This is a genomic window from Microbulbifer maximicatervae (SeqCode) (genome assembly GCF_056232625.1).
Window position 1 is genome coordinate 985,950 of the sequence record NZ_CP174324.1, and the last position, 16,362, is coordinate 1,002,311.

General features: G+C 44.5%; 13 protein-coding genes. 7 read left to right on the forward strand and 6 right to left on the reverse strand.

All coding sequences use genetic code 11. The annotated features are described in order from the left end of the window. Window positions 1-67 precede the first annotated feature (67 nt). A complete protein-coding gene (locus ACJJI6_RS04305) occupies window positions 68-889 on the reverse strand; it encodes an alpha/beta hydrolase (protein ID WP_475712593.1) in 822 nt (273 codons plus the stop codon). A 560-nt stretch (window positions 890-1,449) separates the two neighbouring features. On the opposite strand from ACJJI6_RS04305, the gene ACJJI6_RS04310 reads away from it, so the two are divergent. The 3 genes from ACJJI6_RS04310 to ACJJI6_RS04320 are packed head-to-tail and all read left to right on the forward strand — an operon-like array spanning window position 1,450 to window position 6,627. Further along, a complete protein-coding gene (locus tag ACJJI6_RS04310; protein ID WP_444941889.1) occupies window positions 1,450-2,142 on the forward strand; it encodes a TetR/AcrR family transcriptional regulator in 693 nt (230 codons plus the stop codon). After that, window positions 2,132-3,493 carry an efflux RND transporter periplasmic adaptor subunit gene (locus ACJJI6_RS04315; RefSeq protein WP_444941888.1) on the forward strand — a complete coding sequence of 454 codons (1,362 nt, stop codon included), beginning with the start codon at window positions 2,132-2,134 and terminating at the stop codon, window positions 3,491-3,493. Before ACJJI6_RS04310 ends, ACJJI6_RS04315 begins: the two co-directional genes overlap by 11 nt. Then, window positions 3,490-6,627, forward strand: coding sequence for an efflux RND transporter permease subunit (locus tag ACJJI6_RS04320; protein ID WP_444941887.1), 3,138 nt, complete (start codon window positions 3,490-3,492; stop codon window positions 6,625-6,627). The genes ACJJI6_RS04315 and ACJJI6_RS04320 overlap by 4 nt, the downstream gene beginning before the upstream one ends. 82 nt (window positions 6,628-6,709) lie before the next feature. Here the strand turns inward: ACJJI6_RS04320 and ACJJI6_RS04325 are convergent, their stop codons facing one another. The 3 genes from ACJJI6_RS04325 to ACJJI6_RS04335 all read right to left on the reverse strand — a co-directional run bounded on the left by ACJJI6_RS04325 (window position 6,710) and on the right by ACJJI6_RS04335 (window position 9,734). Then, window positions 6,710-7,291, reverse strand: a complete 582-nt coding sequence (locus tag ACJJI6_RS04325; protein WP_444941886.1) for a hypothetical protein — start codon at window positions 7,289-7,291, stop codon at window positions 6,710-6,712. 547 nt (window positions 7,292-7,838) lie between these two features. After that, window positions 7,839-8,705, reverse strand: coding sequence for a hypothetical protein (locus ACJJI6_RS04330; protein ID WP_444941885.1), 867 nt, complete (start codon window positions 8,703-8,705; stop codon window positions 7,839-7,841). A gap of 210 nt (window positions 8,706-8,915) precedes the next feature. Further along, a complete protein-coding gene (locus ACJJI6_RS04335; protein WP_444941884.1) occupies window positions 8,916-9,734 on the reverse strand; it encodes a hypothetical protein in 819 nt (272 codons plus the stop codon). A gap of 763 nt (window positions 9,735-10,497) precedes the next feature. Between ACJJI6_RS04335 and ACJJI6_RS04340 the strand changes: the two genes are divergently transcribed. Further along, entirely contained in the window at window positions 10,498-10,890 is a 393-nt protein-coding gene (locus ACJJI6_RS04340; protein ID WP_413665625.1) for a DUF3224 domain-containing protein, read from the forward strand. A gap of 288 nt (window positions 10,891-11,178) precedes the next feature. Here ACJJI6_RS04340 and ACJJI6_RS04345 read toward each other — a convergent pair whose 3' ends face one another. Beyond that, on the reverse strand, window positions 11,179-13,296 hold the full coding sequence (locus ACJJI6_RS04345; RefSeq protein WP_444941882.1) for a TonB-dependent siderophore receptor: 2,118 nt from the start codon (window positions 13,294-13,296) through the stop codon (window positions 11,179-11,181). Window positions 13,297-13,520: 224 nt separating this feature from the next. On the opposite strand from ACJJI6_RS04345, the gene ACJJI6_RS04350 reads away from it, so the two are divergent. After that, on the forward strand, window positions 13,521-14,021 hold the full coding sequence (locus ACJJI6_RS04350) for a GNAT family N-acetyltransferase (RefSeq protein WP_475712594.1): 501 nt from the start codon (window positions 13,521-13,523) through the stop codon (window positions 14,019-14,021). Between the two features lie 37 nt (window positions 14,022-14,058). Next, window positions 14,059-14,613, forward strand: a complete 555-nt coding sequence (locus tag ACJJI6_RS04355) for an RNA 2'-phosphotransferase (RefSeq protein WP_444905401.1) — start codon at window positions 14,059-14,061, stop codon at window positions 14,611-14,613. A gap of 168 nt (window positions 14,614-14,781) precedes the next feature. Here ACJJI6_RS04355 and ACJJI6_RS04360 read toward each other — a convergent pair whose 3' ends face one another. Next, window positions 14,782-15,051, reverse strand: coding sequence for a DUF1330 domain-containing protein (locus ACJJI6_RS04360; RefSeq protein WP_444897134.1), 270 nt, complete (start codon window positions 15,049-15,051; stop codon window positions 14,782-14,784). A 601-nt stretch (window positions 15,052-15,652) separates the two neighbouring features. On the opposite strand from ACJJI6_RS04360, the gene ACJJI6_RS04365 reads away from it, so the two are divergent. Next, window positions 15,653-16,336 (forward strand): hypothetical protein, encoded by a 684-nt coding sequence (locus ACJJI6_RS04365; RefSeq protein ID WP_475712595.1) that lies wholly within the window; start codon window positions 15,653-15,655, stop codon window positions 16,334-16,336. Window positions 16,337-16,362: the final 26 nt, after the last annotated feature.

Here is a 16,362-nt window from a genome sequence, read left to right on the forward strand (position 1 = left end):
GCTTCCGTAGGTTTTTGTATTCCATTTCCTGAAACGAAAGCAACCAGCTCTAAGTTGAAAAATGTTTCTAGTTTTTAGGGGCTTTGTCTGAAAACAGCTTTCCAAACGCATCGTAAACAGCAAGATGCAGAGTGTCACCATGGTCTAGTTGTTCAAAGTAGCCGAAGTGTATTTTTGTGTTGCTCTTCTTGTTATCTAGCTTGTTGTATAGTGTTCGCGCTAGGCGCTCCATCACTTCCCCCTCTTTTCCAACTCCAATATAGATCTGTTTGTCCTCACAGCAGTCTTCAGGGATGCTTGTCAGAAGAGATTCTCCACTCCACCATAAGCTTGGGCTGATAATAATATAGTTGTCGAAAAGGTCCATATGCTTTATCAGGATTTCTGTAGCTACAAGTCCTCCCAGAGACTGACCTATCAGTGTGGACTTTTCTTTTGTACGGAAATTGCTCGCAATAATGGGTTGAACCTCTTTGCCCAAAAAATCAATGAATTCCTTTGATCCGCCTGATGATGGAAATTCTTTTTGATCTAAAGCTATTTTGGATGGAAATGTAAAGTCGCGTTTTCTATCAATATTTTCTATGCCTACAAGAATGGATTCTGGAAGCATATTAATCCATGAGAATGAGCCGAATTGGAGCACTCCCGCTATATGGATAAAGTCTTCGGATAAGGAGCCATCTAAAAGAAAGATTACAGGGTAGTTTCTTTTAGGTTCACGATGGTAGCTCATGGGTAAGTAGACATTTAAGGTGCGCTTTTCCTTTAATATCTTTGATTGAAAACTAATTGAGTCGCCAATTACCAGGGGAGAACTCTTAAGGTCTGTAGCCTTTGCGAAAGTAGCCATAAGAAAAAATGAGATGAGAGCCAAATACTTGACCATAAGTTATATGCCCTTTGAAGGTTAAATTATTCTTGAAATAGATAGGGTCTGTAGAAGATTCATATTGAAACGGCCTAATCCTAACACCGGGAAGGGTGGTGGTTGTAGTAATGCTTTATCTAAAGGTTAAAATTATTCATCACTCATCATTTATACAGAAAGTCTTGTTGGGATTGGCGTTCGGATATGGAAGGGGGTGAGATTGCGACCTTATTCTTCTGCTCCAGCTGAATGATTTTCCTGGTTTCATATTCAGGTCGCTTTAAGTAGAAATTTGGATATTTGGCCTGAAAATGTACCAATTTAATTGGTTGGGATTGTTTTGGTATGTACCGCTGAATTTACGAAAGGTGGCCACTTGCAGGTGGTTATTGTTACGACCTGCTTTGCTAGTCCCCCGTCAAATCCTTGATCATTGCCACGTATTGCGCCCCAAGATGTTCAGTTTGTGGATCAGAAATTAACCTGGCTCAGTCTGACTGGCTGGTCGGTTTTTGGGGTTGTTGCATGGGTGTATTTCCTATTTAATTAATCAGCTGATTAATTAAGGTCGTATACCTGTGACTGATAAGCCATCCACACGAGGGCGCGGGCGCCCAAAAGATCCTGAGCGCGAATCCCAAGTGCGTGAAGCGCTCATGCAGTCAGCGTATGCGCTACTTCGGGATAAGGCCTTTCGTGATATTTCGATTCGCGAGATTGCCCAGGGAGCAGGGGTGAATTCGGCAATGATCAGTTACCACTTTGGTGGCAAGGAAGGGCTGATTATCGAGGTAGTGCGGAACCAAATAATGCAGTATGGCCCTGCTTTCATCACTGCCGGGCTGGATGGGAGGGAGCCCACTTTAGAATTGTTGAGAGAGGCAATGAGCAGAATGATACGCCTATATATCAAGGAGCCTTGGATTCCTCGCCTAATTGTTGATGAAGCAGCTTCCAAATCCGGTCGAATGCGCGAACTCTTTGCCGATAGGTTGGCCTCAAAACTGATACCCAAGTTACGTGCTCTACTGCAAACCCTTCAGTCCAATGGCCAGTTGCGAGAGGATTTGGATATTGACCTGATGCCAATCTCTTTTTCCAGTTTGATCGCCTTCCCCTTTATTGCTGGCGCCCGTTTTAAGGAAGAATTTGGCTTTGCTCTGGGGGAGGAAAGTGGGGAGAGATGGATTAACCATACCGTTCAACTCTTACTCCAAGGTGTTTCTAAAAAATCTATATCCAAAGGCGAGGAAGTCAGCAATGGAAATTAAGAGTCATATAAAAGCTCTGATGAATAGCCGGCTCGCATTGCCGGTACTGATTGCGGCGGCGGTGGTTGTATCCTTAGTGTTGGACGTCACTAAAAGTGAGCCTAAACACGATGCAATCACGTCTCCTATAACAACGGTAGACGCAATAAAAGTGCAGGAGCTGCCGTTGCGAGCTCAAGCTATTGCATATGGAGAGGTGAAACCCAGTACTTTCCTGGAAGCCAATGCAGAAGTCAGTGGTAGGGTGGTGTATACAGCTCCGGAATTGGAACGGGGAAATATTATCTCTGCCGGTACGCTGGTTTTGAAAATCGATGATACCAGCTATCAGCTTGCCCTGGCGCAGGCTGAAAGTGACCTGGCTGCAAATCGCGCTAACTTGCAAGAGCTGGAAGTGGAGGAGGCCAATAGTCAACGTTCTCTGGAAATCGCCGAGCGCACCCTCAAGTTGGGTGAGAAAGAACTCGCTCGCAAGCAAAAGTTAGTTGCGAAGGGAACCGTCTCCCGCTCTACCGTAGATACTGAAGAGCAAAATATGCTGCGCTTGCGCCAGGAAGTGCAGAACCAGAGCAGCCAACTTTCCCTTTTCCCGACCCGCCGGAAGGTGATTGAAGCACAGATAGCTCGCTCGGAAGCTCAGGTACGGGATAGTAAATACAACCTGGAGCGCACCAGGGTGACCCTGCCATTTAATGCTCTTATTGGTGAAGTCCATGTAGAGGAAAACCAATATGTTACTGGCAGTGCTCGCTTATTTGATGCAAGTGGACTCGCCCAAGTAGAAATTGCAGCAGAGCTTCCCATGGTGCATGTGGCTCCACTATTGCGTAATTTAAGGCCGGGTATTGATTCCAAACCGACTCCTGAAGATCTACCAAAGATGTTGCTGGGGCTGGAAGCTCGAATCACCCTGGTTGGGGGGCCGGGGAATAATGAGTGGCAGGGGAGGGTTGTGCGTTTGGGGGGAACCCTGGATAGCACCAGTCGAACACTCTCCGTTGTGGTTGCTGTGGATGATCCTTATGGCAAGGCGGTGACTGGTGAAAAGCCTCCGCTATTTCGCGGCATGTATGCCCGCGTCGAGTTGTTGGCTCCCGCTGCACCGGCACTCGCTATCCCCCGCCGCGCTCTCCATGAAGGCAATGTCTATCTGGTAAAAAATGGCCAGCTAAGAGTCCGCCCTGTACAGATTGACTACCACCAAGGCGATATCACTGTGATCCGTGAGGGATTGAATCCCGGTGAGCAGGTTATTGTGACTGATGTAATCCCTGCAATTAATGGAATGGCTGTTTCCGTCGTTAGTGATGAACAATCTGTTACAGCTAGTGCTAGAGGTAACCAGCAGTGATTCGTTATTTTGCCGGTCACCCAACGGCGGCCAATTTATTGATGGTTGCGCTGATGCTAAGCGGGCTTTTTGTTCTGCCTGGCATGAAGCGTGAAACTATGCCGGAAATCGATAAGTTTGAGGTTCAGGTTTTGGTCCCTTATGCCGGCGCTGCGGCGGCCGAGGTGGAAGATAGTATTTGTCTTCCTTTGGAGGAGGCCACCGATGGAATCAGCTTTATTGATGAGCGACTTTGTGAGGCGAAAGATAATCTGGGCCTGATGACTCTTAAAATGCAAGAAGCGGGTGATATGGACCAGTTTGTTGCTGATGTGGAGTCTGCAGTTGACGGTATCGACTCGCTTCCTGCAGAAAGTGAGCGCCCGGTGGTTGAGGAACTGGGGCGTACTCAGGCTGTGGTTAGTATTGCTATCAGTGCCGATCTGCCGTTGGTTCAATTGAATCAACTGGCCGAACACTATCGCCGTGAATTGCTCCGCGACCCCGCCATCCCGATAGTGCGTATTTCCGGTTTCTCTGATCATCAGCTCCAGATCGAAGTCTCAGATTACAACTTGCGCCAATACGGGCTTAGCGTGATGGACCTGGCCAATATTATTGACCAGCAAGCTATCGATATGCCCGCCGGTAAGGTTTCCACTCCAGATCGAGAATATCAGGTGCGCTTTACTGAAGAGCGCCGCACGGTTACAGAGTTGGAGAACCTTGTAGTGATTAAAGGTGGTGATGGGGCGGAAGTTCGACTTGGGGATATTGCAAAAATTTATGATGACTTTGAGTTGGCTGAAGACAAAATTACTTTTGATGGTCATCGCGCTGCGCTTCTCAATATTGAGAAGAATAGTGTGGATGATAGCTTGCGTGTGCTTGAAGCCGTGCGCGACTTTGTCGACCGTGAAAATGAAATTCTACCTGATGGCATGAAACTCACCTTAACCCAAGACAGCGCCTCTATAGTTGCGGATCGTTTGCAGATGGTTATAACCAATGCTTGGCAGGGGCTGATCCTGGTAGCATTGGCTCTCTACCTATTCTTTAGTGGCCGCTATGTTTTTTGGGTGGTCATGGGATTGCCGGTTTCATTCCTGGGGTCGTTTGCATTGATCACGGCCATGGGCGTGTCCATTAATATGATCAGCCTGGTGGGATTGCTGATTGCCATTGGTATCCTAATGGATGACGCCATTGTGTTATCGGAAAGTATTGCCAGTGAACACCGCGAGGGAAGATCTCCGCTGGAAGCGGTTATCAATGGCACCAAGCGGGTGGCCCGTGGCGTTTTGTCCTCATTTGCAACTACGGTAATGGTTTTTGGGGGACTGGTTTTTATTAAGGGAGATATTGGGCAAGTCCTCAAGGTGTTGCCCATTGTATTGATTTCTGTATTGCTCATTAGTTTGGTGGAAGCTTTCCTGATTCTGCCGGCGCACTTGCGTCATGCTCTTGAGCACAAAAGCTCTATCCCCGCCTGGAAGCAGGGTTTTGCTAAACGCTTTGATGGTTGGCGAGAAAATATAGGGCGCGCAGCGGACTGGGCGGTTAAATATCGCTACGCCTTTGTCGGGGGAGTGTTTGGTTTATTCCTGGTCACGGTAAGTCTGATGACGTCCGGGATTGTTAAGTTTCAGGGTTTTCCGACCTTAGAGGGCGATTTATTACAAGCCCGGATCTTGATGCCCCAGGGAACCTCTTTGGTTGATATGGAGAAGTTAGTCGATAAGCAGTTGAAGGCGCTGGATCAGGTCGCCTCAGAGTTGTCAAAAAATGAAAACGCACCTCTGGTGAATCATACGAGTGTCACTTTTGGTATTAATGGTGATGCCTTTGAATCGGGCCCCCATGTGGCCACCATTAATGTCGATTTGCTCGCTGCTGAAGGTCGTACTACCAGTATGGATGAATTGCGCCATGCCTGGCATAAGGCTGCCGGCGATATGGCTGGAGCAATCGCTATTCTTTATAAGGAGCCGGCCTTAGGTCCTGCCGGCCGTGCTATCCACTTACGCCTTGCTGGCTTGGAGTTGGATCAATTAAAGGCAGCGTCCATTCGCTTGCAGGATTGGCTGCGTGGATACGACGGCGTTGTGAATGTAGTGGATGACTTGCGTCCCGGCAAACCGCAGCTCACCGTTAAAATGCGTGAAGGTACCTATGCTTCTGGTCTGGATGCCAGTAGTGTCGCCAATCAGCTGCGAGCTGCTTACCAAGGGATGGAGATAGATGAAATTCAATATCGGGGGGAGACCTACGAGATTCAGGTTCGTATGGATGCAGATTCCCGTGGCGCACTCAGCCGTTTCGATGAGTTGGTCATAATCCATCCAGCTACCAAACAAAGGGTTCCGTTGATTGCCGTTGCCGATATAGAAATGAATCGGGAGTATGCACGAATTCAGCGTATTAACGGTGAGCGGGTTGTGAGTGTGTTTGCTGATGTTTTCACTGAGAAGGCGAACGCTGGCCAGGTACTTGGCGACACCCAGGAGAAGTTCCTGTCTGAGCTTACCCGTGAGTTCCCAGGATTGCGCGTTGATATGCAAGGGGAAATGAAAAATAGTGAGGTTACCGGTACGTCTATTGGCCGGGCCCTGTTAATTGGCGCTATTGGTATCTACCTCCTTTTATCCTTGCAATTCCGCAGTTATGTGGAGCCGCTGATTGTATTGGTAGCTATTCCTTTGGCGCTGATCGGTGTAATTTGGGGTCACCTGATTATGGGGCAGAATATGTCTATGCCCAGCATGATGGGATTTGTCTCTCTCGCCGGAATCGTGGTCAATGACTCAATTTTGCTAGTGGAGTTTGTGAAGCGGCGAGTGCGTGAAGGAATGGACGTTCACAGCGCGGCAAGCCAGGCCAGTCGCGATCGTTTCCGAGCAATCTTCCTTACCTCACTGACTACAGTTGCCGGCCTGTTGCCACTGCTATTTGAAACCAGCTTGCAGGCACAGGTGTTGGTGCCGCTGGTCACCAGTATTGTATTTGGTATTAGCAGCTCTACTATTCTGATCCTTCTGGTACTACCGGCGCTCTATGGAATACTGGAGGACTTTGGGTTTACTGAACCTCAAGAAGAGAGTGATGGCGAAGACGTATTAGTACCGGCGCCTATGCTAACTGCGCCAAGTAGTTAATACTTTCCTTCTAATCATGAAGAATAATGCCTAGCTTAGTGCACCCAAAGTGGTAGTAATAAGCTAGGCAATGTACTTTGGGCTAGTCTTTCCAAAGTCTTCGATCAATAGTTTTGCCAATCTTAGTAAAGTAAAAGCAGGGGTCTTCTAACAATTCATAGTCTCCAAAATAATTTTTGGAGGCATCATCATATCGACAGATTGGTTTAACTTCTGAAAAATTGCGTAGCCCTGATTTTTTAAGGGACTGAAGTTCGCTCTCGACAGGCTTGACAAGACATATTTCTATACTTTTCAAGATGAATTGAGCAACTTTCTTAAATAAATCAAAGACGCCAGAATCGTATTGATTAGTTGTAGCTCTAAATGAAAGTACTAATTCGTGCTCGGGTGAGATAGCTGCCCTGAAAAAATATATAATTTGGTCGCCTCTTCTGCTAGAAAAATATTGTACTGCATAGCTAATCCACTGAACTCCTCCAGTTTTTGGGAGCTTGAATATCTGCCAAAATAAGGGAAATAAATATTGCCACTTTTCTGAAGGAGCGCCTTCACCTGGAGAGTAGTAAGCTCGAATTTCACTGTCTAGCCAGTGTTCGTAATGAGCTGCTTCAAGCAAGTTGGTGCGATTTTTTGGTCTCCTTAAAACTGCAGTAAATTCCATTCCTCCGATGTCAGGATTCCATAAAGGTAGACCTTCATATTAATCGTATTCTTCTGCTGGTTAGGTGCCCCAGGCATTATTTGTAACTTTAAAAAAGTTCTCATAAGAGTGTATGTTTATATCAAAATCCAGAGGTAGATCAGAATCTGTATCTACTCTACCGGGCATGGGAATCTTACTAGCGGGGCAGAAAACGAAGTTCTGTACCGAAAAATTTACAAATTACAGGTGCAGACTTGTTTAAGTTTGGTCTCTTGGGGTTTTGTGTGGTGCCAAATAACATTTACAAATTACGCTAGCAAGCGGATATCAAGTGGTGAATCTAATGCGAACTCTTAACTGTTGAAATCCAATCAGTTCAAATAATGCTGTTACGAATATATTAACGATATACTTCATTTCAAAACTGTTATGAGAAGGTGATGCTGAAACAGGCTGCCATCCTGCTAATGTTAGGGGAAGCTGCAGTTTAATCAAAAGGGTGAATCTGAATAAAGCCTAGCTTGGTCCCCCGATGACTGACTCAACTAGGCGTGTAAATGATGGCTTAGTCGACCCAGAGCCTGCGATCAACAGTTTTGCCAATCTCAGTAAAGTAAAAATACGGATCCTCCAGAAGTTCATAGTCTCCAAAAGGATTTTTTGGTGTGTCATCGTACCTGGAGATTGGCTTTTCTTTGCTGAAGTTGCGCAGTCCTGATTTTTCTAATTCCGAAATCTCAATTTCAATAGATTTGGTGAGTTTGATTTCGATGTTATTTAAGATAAAACGAACGATTTTTTTAAAAAGACTAAAAGCACCGGATTCATATTGATCTGTTGTTGCTCTGAAGGATAGGATTAGTTCGTGCTCGTGGGAAATTGCCGCTCTTGCGTAATAAGTAAATTGATCTCCTTTTCGTGCGCAAAATTTCTGAACAATATAGGCGACCCACTGAATACTTCCTGTTTTTGGTAGTTTAAAAGTCTGCCAAAAAAGAGGGAATAGATAATACCATTCGTTAAAAGATAATCCAGTGTCAGGCTCGTAATAGGCTTTAATATTTCTATCAATCCATCGTTCATAGTTGTTGGCTTCTAATAAACTTGGGGAGCCATTTGGTCGTCTAAGTGCTGCACGAAAGTCCATCCCGCCAATCTCTGGATTCCATAAGGGTGTGCCACGGTACTTGTAGTATTCTTCGGCTAGTAGCAAACCCCAAGCATTATCTGACAGCTTTACGAAATCTTTAAAAGAGTAGATATTTAAGTTGAAGTTCAGTGGGAGAACAGGGGTTGAGTCGACCGCTCCTGGTACGAACCTATTGCTGGGGGGCTTAACGAAATTAAGTTTGGTGCCAGATAGGTTGCAAGTTACTGGCATGGATTTACTTAAGTTCGGTCCCTTAGGTTTCTTTGTGGTTCCAAATAACATTTACAATTTTCTTTGTTAAGCTGATATTAAGTGGTGAAGTAACATAGGTTCTTTACTGTTGCGCATATCTCCACGATGTCTATGATTTTATAGTTGTTATGAGAAGGTAATGCTAAACATTTTGCTACCTGATCAGTGTTAGGGAAAACTACAGCACACTCAGAGAGGTGTTTCTGAATGAAGTCTAGTTGAGTTTCCTTGAAGGTTGGCTCAGTTAGGCAGTATAGAGGAGGCTTTGTCGACCCAAAGCCTACGACCTATAGTTTTGCCAATTTTAGTGAAATAAAAGTAGGGGGCTTCCAGTAATTCATAGTTCCCAAAATGGTTTTTGGAGGCATCGTCATATCGACAGATTGACTTTTCCTCGGTAAAGTCACGTAGACCTACTTTTTCCAGGTACTTAATTTTCTTTTCAGTGGAGTCGATAAGTGTGATTTCAATTTTGTTCAAAATAAAGCGAGCAATCTTTTTGAAGAGGTTGAATGCACCGGGGTTATATTGATCTGCAGCTATAAAAGTAAAGGTTAAATCATGCTCTGTTGAAACTGCGCTCCGTACAAAATATGTGAATTGATTGTCCTTTCTGCCGCAGAAATTCTGAACGAGATAGGCTACCCATTGAATATTGCCTGTTTTGGGTAGCTTAAATGTTTTCCAAAAAAGAGGAAGTAGGTATAGCCAGTCATCAAAAGCTGATCCTGTGCTTGGCTCGTAGTAGGCTTTAATATCTCTTTCGATCCAATGCTTATAATTAGCAGCTTCAAGCAAGTTAGGGTGGCTGCTAGGTCTTCTCAATTCTGCAGTAAAGTGAACTCCGCCAATATCAGGATTCCATAGCGGCGTACCGTGATATTTATAGCTTTCCTCTGCAAGAGGAAATCCCCAAGCTCTATCAGAAAACTCAACAAAACCCTCCAAAGAGAAAATGTTTAGATCCGGATTCAGAGCTAAGACGGAGTCTAAAGGGGTAATTTCTGGTACCAAAGTATTACTGAGCGGCTTTACGAAATTAAGCCTTGTGCCGGACAAGTTACATCTTAACGACTTTGACTTGCCAAAGTCAGGCCCCTTAGGGTTTGTCGTAGTACCAAATAACATCTAGGGCTTCACACTAACAGGCTGATATTAAACTGTGAGGTTAGCACGAAATTTAGTTGCTTGCCTCAAGCTGATCAATGTGCTCGTAGACATTGAATACAAGTCTCCATGGTACATTTGCCCAAAAGCAAACTTGCTTTTTGTAGAGGGCTACCTCTTATGTGCTTCACTGTTGTGGCTATTACTTGCTACTCCACCAGTAGCAAGTAATAATACTGTGGGTGCATCACTGGTAACGGAGTCAATAGCTACATTCATCACTTTATGGATGGTTCCCGTAGCCCCATTCAATGCCGCTACCGAGGTCTCAGTAGTAACTTTTCAAGAAATGCTTCCTTTTCTTCTACTCCTTCGGATTCTACCGTGTCTGCAAAATCCGCCAAAGAGGCTACAGATACTTCTGCAAGGGAAGCGTCAACAATAAGCGTTCCACTAAATATTGGCGCTGTGGACTTAAGGTTCTGGCTCAATTTATCAAAGTCTTTGGTTTCGCAGAGCTGGTACACCAAGGTTACCTATTTTGGTTGAGATCAATGTTTACAATTCAATCTACTCAGGTGTTCACTAACTTTGTGTATATGCATACAGTGTTGTGGGTTAGAATGGAAAACTGGCAAGTAACGCTAAGGGCTCAAATAGGGCTTGGATGGTTATGGCTTAATTTAGACTTTTACTGCTTTAAAAAGGAGGCAGAGTGAAAATTTCAGGAAAGTTCGAGGTTACTGTAAAGCCGATGGATCCGTATGCGAAAGGCAGTGAAGGAAACAGCTTGGGGCGTATGTCAATTAATAAAGTCTTTTACGGTGATCTTTCAGGAGAAAGTCGAGGAGAAATGTTAAGTGCAATGACTCCCGTAAAAGGATCTGCGGGGTATGTAGCTATAGAGCAAGTTGCCGGTACTTTAGGTGGTAAGCGAGGCACGTTTGTTTTACAGCACTTTGGGACTATGAAGAAAGGAGAGGACTTCCTTATTTTAGAAGTTGTGCCTGATTCTGGCACTGGAGAACTAGTGGGACTCTCTGGGAAAATGTCTATTCAGGTGGATGGTGGAGTTCATTACTACGACTTTGAATACCAACTTGATTAATAGGAGTTTGCTGTCTGTATAGCGTCATGGAGAGGTTATTCGATCGAAATTTATACGGTCTGTACTCGTCTTGATTGAAGGTGCAACCTCGGATTGAATATTTGCTAATAGAAATTCAATCTGGGGGATCAGTGTCGTTTTCATAATATCTAAGTTTAGAAGAAGGGCTGAACAGGTGGGTAAGTCTGCGGGGATATATTGGTGAGTGTATCGTCAAAGAACTTCCTTCCTGTATAGAACAAGATGATATCGCCAGTGGAAATCCGCTGACGATAAATTGCTAGGTCGCTAAAAGTCATAGGAAAGCTGGGCGATTAGCTCTCGTGGTTGGCCGGGAAAATGTCCTTGCCGCTCATTAAAACCGCTCACTGCATACGTTTTATTCAAAAGGTTTTTCACGTTGATACTCAGCTGAATATCATCCCAACGAGTTGCCCAGCTGGCATCGAGTACAGTGTAGGCCTTTACTTTTTGATCATCGAAGCTTATTTGATCGCTCACATAGTCGGCACCAATGGCAAATGCTGAGTCCCATATACTGAGGTCATAGCGGGCCCACAAGCCTGCTTGGTGCTTGGGTGCATTTACGAACTGACCTGAGTCTGACACATTGCGTGAGTCACCCTCAGCGATATACGTATCGTTGTACGCATAATTAGCTGTTATGCTGAGTCTCTCAGTTATGTCACCGACTAAGGTGAACTCGCTTCCACCACTTTGAACCTGCCCGAGGTTGATAATTTCGGCTTCATTCGGGGTCTCATCGGCACTGATATAGGCGGGGTTACTTTGGGCCATATTTGCTTTTTTTATCTGATAGAAGGCTAGAGTGGTCAGGATACGCCCATCCAGCCATTCCTTCTTCACACCAATCTCCACTTGACTGCCAGTACTGGGTTCAAGCTCCTCGGCGCCGCCCTCAAAGTCGTCTGCGCTCACCGGATTAAAGCTCTGGGAGTAATTTGCATAGAGGGATAGTGTATCTACGGGCTTATAAGTGATGCCTGTACGGTAGCTTGCATCATTATCTTTGTAGCTATTGCCGCTTTCTTTTTCAGTTTCATCGAACTGATCAAGGCGCGCACCTAGCATCCAGAACCACTGATTGGTCAATTCCACAGTATCCTGGATATAAATGCTGGTACGGATGCTGGCCGTACCATCCTTATTCATATTGATAAGGTTGTAAGTTGACGGGTCAGTTATGCCGTAGTTGAGTTCGTAGATGTTGAGGTTTGTAACACCGTCTGCTCCAGGGCGCGCTCGCCAATAGTCATATTTTGTATCAACATCATGATAGTCACCACCAAGCAAAATCTGATGATTCATACCTGAAATGTCTGTGTCATACACAAAATCCAAAGTAAGGCTCAGCTCTTCATTTGCCCGGTACTGATCGCGGTACTCACGGCGGATGGTTCCATCTTCAGCATTGGCCATTCCATCACCATTGATGTCTACCCAACCGCGTGATTCGTGATAAGCCTGCTCCCTTTCATTTTCCATGTAACGCAATGTTGCGTTAAAGTTCAGGCTATCTGTCACCTTATGCTTGACTTTAGTTCGAAGAACCAAGGCTTTTAGGTTTTGATAATCAGCTTTTTCGTTGGTGTTGTAGGAAGGATCTACCAGGAATTTGCCGTCATCATTAACGGGTACGCCGCGCAAGCGGTTACCGCCTAGGTTTTGTTCTATGTGCTCGAAGGTGGTCGTCAAGTGAGTGCCTGCTGAGAGGTCAAATAGTAGTCCCCCGGCAAGTTCAATGTTCTCGCTGTTCGCATTATTGCGAAAGCTATCTTGAGATTCATAGAATCCTCCTAAACGATAGGCGATATTTTCAATTACACCGCCTGTTAGCTCGATAGAAGCTCCTTTTAGCGATTCGCTTCCGGAGGTGACTGTTAATTCACGACGCTCATCGAAGGTTGGCCTCTTGGAGGTGTAGTTAATCATCCCTCCGGGCTCACCGCCGCCATAGAGGGCGGAGGATGGCCCTTTTAGTACCTCGATGCGCGCTACATTTGATACTTGAGGCACACTAAACCCTGAATAGGGATCGCCGCGGACTCCATCGTAAAATATATTTTTATTGTCTCGAAATCCCCGAAATGTGACTCCGGAATAGCTGAATTCACTAACTCCTGCGATGGAGCGGTACAAGTCAGTGATATCGCGGGCAGCCTGGTCTTCAATGAGCTGTTCACTTAGTACCTGAGCAGACATCGCAATATTTAATAAGTCTGCGTCTGCTTTAGTTCCAGCTTGTGTATGAGAGTCCAGATAAAATTGTTGGGCTCTACCAATAACTTCAACTTCTTCTACCGTTTGAGTTATTTCCTGGGCAGACACCAACGCAGCAGGGGCTAGTGAGGCCCATACTGCCAAGTTGAGTTGTTGAGGGTACATATTGATAGAATTCCGTACAAATAGGGTCGATTATAATTGATAATGGCTGTCATTTTTGAGATGTAGTAATAAATGTGAAACAGTCGTAGGAAGCTAAAAAGCTATTGTGCCGACTGGAGATTAGGTAGGAAGAGTTGATAGCTTAGAACCCTAGCCGTCAACAAAGCATTGATTTTCCTTGAAAGGGTGTCAGTAATAGGTTAAGGAATTGATGGTTTGTACGAATGATTGAATTAAGAAATATTGAAAAGAATGATGAAGCACTACTGGTTGAGTACTTAAATGATGAGTCTGTGTTTAAGTATTTGTCATCGAGAATTCCTCACCCTTATACATTGGAAGATGCTGCTTGGTGGGTTGATAAAGGTTGTAAGAAGGAAGGGGTTGTAAAGGCAATAGAGTACAGAGGGGCCTTTTGCGGGATTATAAGTATGCGCGAGCAGCTGTTTGAGCATTCTCACTCCGGTGAGGTTGGATATTGGGTTGCGCGAGAATTTTGGGGGAGAGGAATTGCTACTATTGCTTTGACTCAGTTTACTCGTGAGATTTTTTCTTCACAAAATATTGTCAGGCTTTATGCCTCTGTCTTTTCTGGAAATGTCGGATCAGTGAAGGTTTTACAGAAGGCGGGGTATAAGCATGAAGGGACTTTAAGCTGCTCAGTAAAAAAAGGGGGTATTTATTTTGATGAGTACATTTTCGCCAAGGTGAATGCCCCATCATAAAATTTCGAGTTATATTCTTAGTTGTGGAATATTAGAATTGAACAGAGATACTGAATTCAGTAGAGAGCTGAGTAGGATATCAAAATACTTCAGCTACCTGCTCAGGCATAAGCCTGAAGCCATCGGCTTGTTTATGGATGAGAATGGATGGGTGGCAGTTGATGAGTTGATTCAGAAAACTGTAGACTTTGAGCTAAACAGGGATTTGGTTTCTGTCGTTGTGGAAACCAATGATAAGCAGCGGTTTTCTATAAGTGATGATGGTCTTTCTATCAGAGCCAATCAGGGACATTCTGTAGATATTAATTTACATTTAAGCCCCCTTGAACCACCAGGTGCGCTTCTCCATGGCACTGCAGAGCGTTTTGTTGAAGATATCCTCGCGCAAGGACTGAAGAAAATGCAAAGGCATCATGTTCACCTGTCAGAATCTGAGGCTGTTGCTCGATCTGTTGGTGCCAGGTATGGCAAGCCCGTACTGTTAAGGGTGGAGGCTAAATCCATGCATCGAGATGGTTTTGATTTTTATCGCTCTGCTAATAATGTGTGGCTGGTTGATCATGTGCCAGTCAAGTATATGAAGTTACTTTAAAGGCAGGGGTTATCAGTATTGTTATATGGGTACTGTTAGTGGAGGGATACTCTAGAGTCAGCTTATTTACAAAGGAAGAGCCATTGATCAAGATACACCCCTTGAATGGATAGGCCTATTGGGGGGTGAAGATAGCTTTATAAATTTCTATGCCAAAATAAGGAATAATTATAATTTTTCTGTATACCAAATTTTTGGAGTCACAAGCACGCCAGCCTTCTTCTTGGCTTCTTCAAGTTCACTACTATTGACAAATTTAATGGCATGCTCCTTCGAAGGAAATTCATGGATCACGGTCACATTATGGTGATTATCAATTTCCCGGTATACGGATGTGGCAGTAGCACCCATTTGCTCAACTATAGGCATAAACTCCTTTAGCGCTCTGTGCCATTCGTTGAAGTCCTTAACATTTGCGTGTACAAATAGATGTATCATATGGATACCAGTTGGTCAGTAGATGCTGCGTGTTATACAACCTTGTGAATAGTTATAGTAGTTAGCTATTCAGGGTCAAGTTTTAAAGAGGTTTCCAATAGTAGCCTTTGGGTCGCAACGGGGATGTTTGGCAGGTAGTTGGGGGTCGGTTGTTATAATTGGTCTTTAAATTTATTAATTGTATGGAGTCAGGGGGGTTGACTTAAATAGTATGGTTAGTAAAACGCTATCTTGTGAGTCAAGCTTTGCCGCTTATTGCTTTGCCTACTTTCTAATTAAATCCACGGGAAAAGTACAAGCTTCGTATATTGCTATTTAATTGTGTGCGATGAGGTGAACCCAAATGGGTACGATTGTTTTGTTTTGGGTTTCTTATAAGGCTCCCGTCTAAAAATAGTAATTTTAACTTATTGAATAGCTTTTCTGAGTAAGTGTATCTTTCTATTTGTTCCTGCCCATTAATGAGAATAGATAGTTTGGCGGTGATTTTCGCAATGTGGCGTGTATCTACTGTGTTGAAATTTTCTGGTATCGATAGATAGTGATACCAAGGTTTGATTTTTAGTGCATATTGAAATTTGAGCTTTTTCTGGGGGAGCTTATGGATCTGACTATTTCTATTTTAGGGCATGCACTTACAGCTATCGCGGCTCTTTTGGCAATTCATGGGAAAACATGGGATGAAACCCAAATTGGCCTGAAAAGGGTAACCAGGATAGGCGGTGTTGCAGCCGGGGTGGCAGTTGTTGGTCTGGCGCTTTCAATCTTTCAGACTATCGATAAGTATCAGGAAAAAGCTGCTTATAAGGAATATGCAATTTCAAAAATTGAAAAGGGGTGGAGCAATCTTTTTGTTCCCTTTGAGGCGCTCCACTACCAGGTGACAGGCTTGAAACCCAAAAAGGGGGAGCACCTGGAGTTTGCCGAGTTGGTATTGAAGGAAAATCTATTGGCCAGCTTTGATAAAGTGGATTTTAAAGAAATTCATCGATTCCCCAAGTTTGGGACAGTTGGGAATATGGTTTGTGCACAAACACTTTCAGGTATGGGGACGGTTTCCAGATATATTGAAGAGTACTCAGATCATTTGGATTTAGAAATCAAGGCTTCGGTAGAGGAGTTGCAGTTAATGCCTGCTTTTTCCACGCTAATACAATTTGGCGGCTGTCCCGGTATTAAGGGGCGCTCAGTCAACGATCCTGATCGTTATCAGGGGAAATTTGATACTCCGGAAATGCGAGCTTATATCAGGAAGCTAATCGCATTTCAGAAATTAATAGGCTAGGGGGTAAGTACTTAGTGGAGAGATAG

Excerpts from the sequence above, each read along its gene's own strand:
- ACJJI6_RS04315 (WP_444941888.1), top strand. The coding sequence starts at position 2,132 with ATGGAAATTAAGAGTCATATAAAAGCTCTGATGAATAGCCGGCTCGCA.
- ACJJI6_RS04305 (WP_475712593.1), bottom strand. The coding sequence starts at position 889 with ATGGTCAAGTATTTGGCTCTCATCTCATTTTTTCTTATGGCTACTTTC.
- ACJJI6_RS04325 (WP_444941886.1), bottom strand. The coding sequence starts at position 7,291 with ATGGAATTTACTGCAGTTTTAAGGAGACCAAAAAATCGCACCAACTTG.
- ACJJI6_RS04345 (WP_444941882.1), bottom strand. The coding sequence starts at position 13,296 with ATGTACCCTCAACAACTCAACTTGGCAGTATGGGCCTCACTAGCCCCT.
- ACJJI6_RS04360 (WP_444897134.1), bottom strand. The coding sequence starts at position 15,051 with ATGATACATCTATTTGTACACGCAAATGTTAAGGACTTCAACGAATGG.
- ACJJI6_RS04350 (WP_475712594.1), top strand. The coding sequence starts at position 13,521 with ATGATTGAATTAAGAAATATTGAAAAGAATGATGAAGCACTACTGGTT.
- ACJJI6_RS04365 (WP_475712595.1), top strand. The coding sequence starts at position 15,653 with ATGGATCTGACTATTTCTATTTTAGGGCATGCACTTACAGCTATCGCG.
- ACJJI6_RS04330 (WP_444941885.1), bottom strand. The coding sequence starts at position 8,705 with ATGTTATTTGGAACCACAAAGAAACCTAAGGGACCGAACTTAAGTAAA.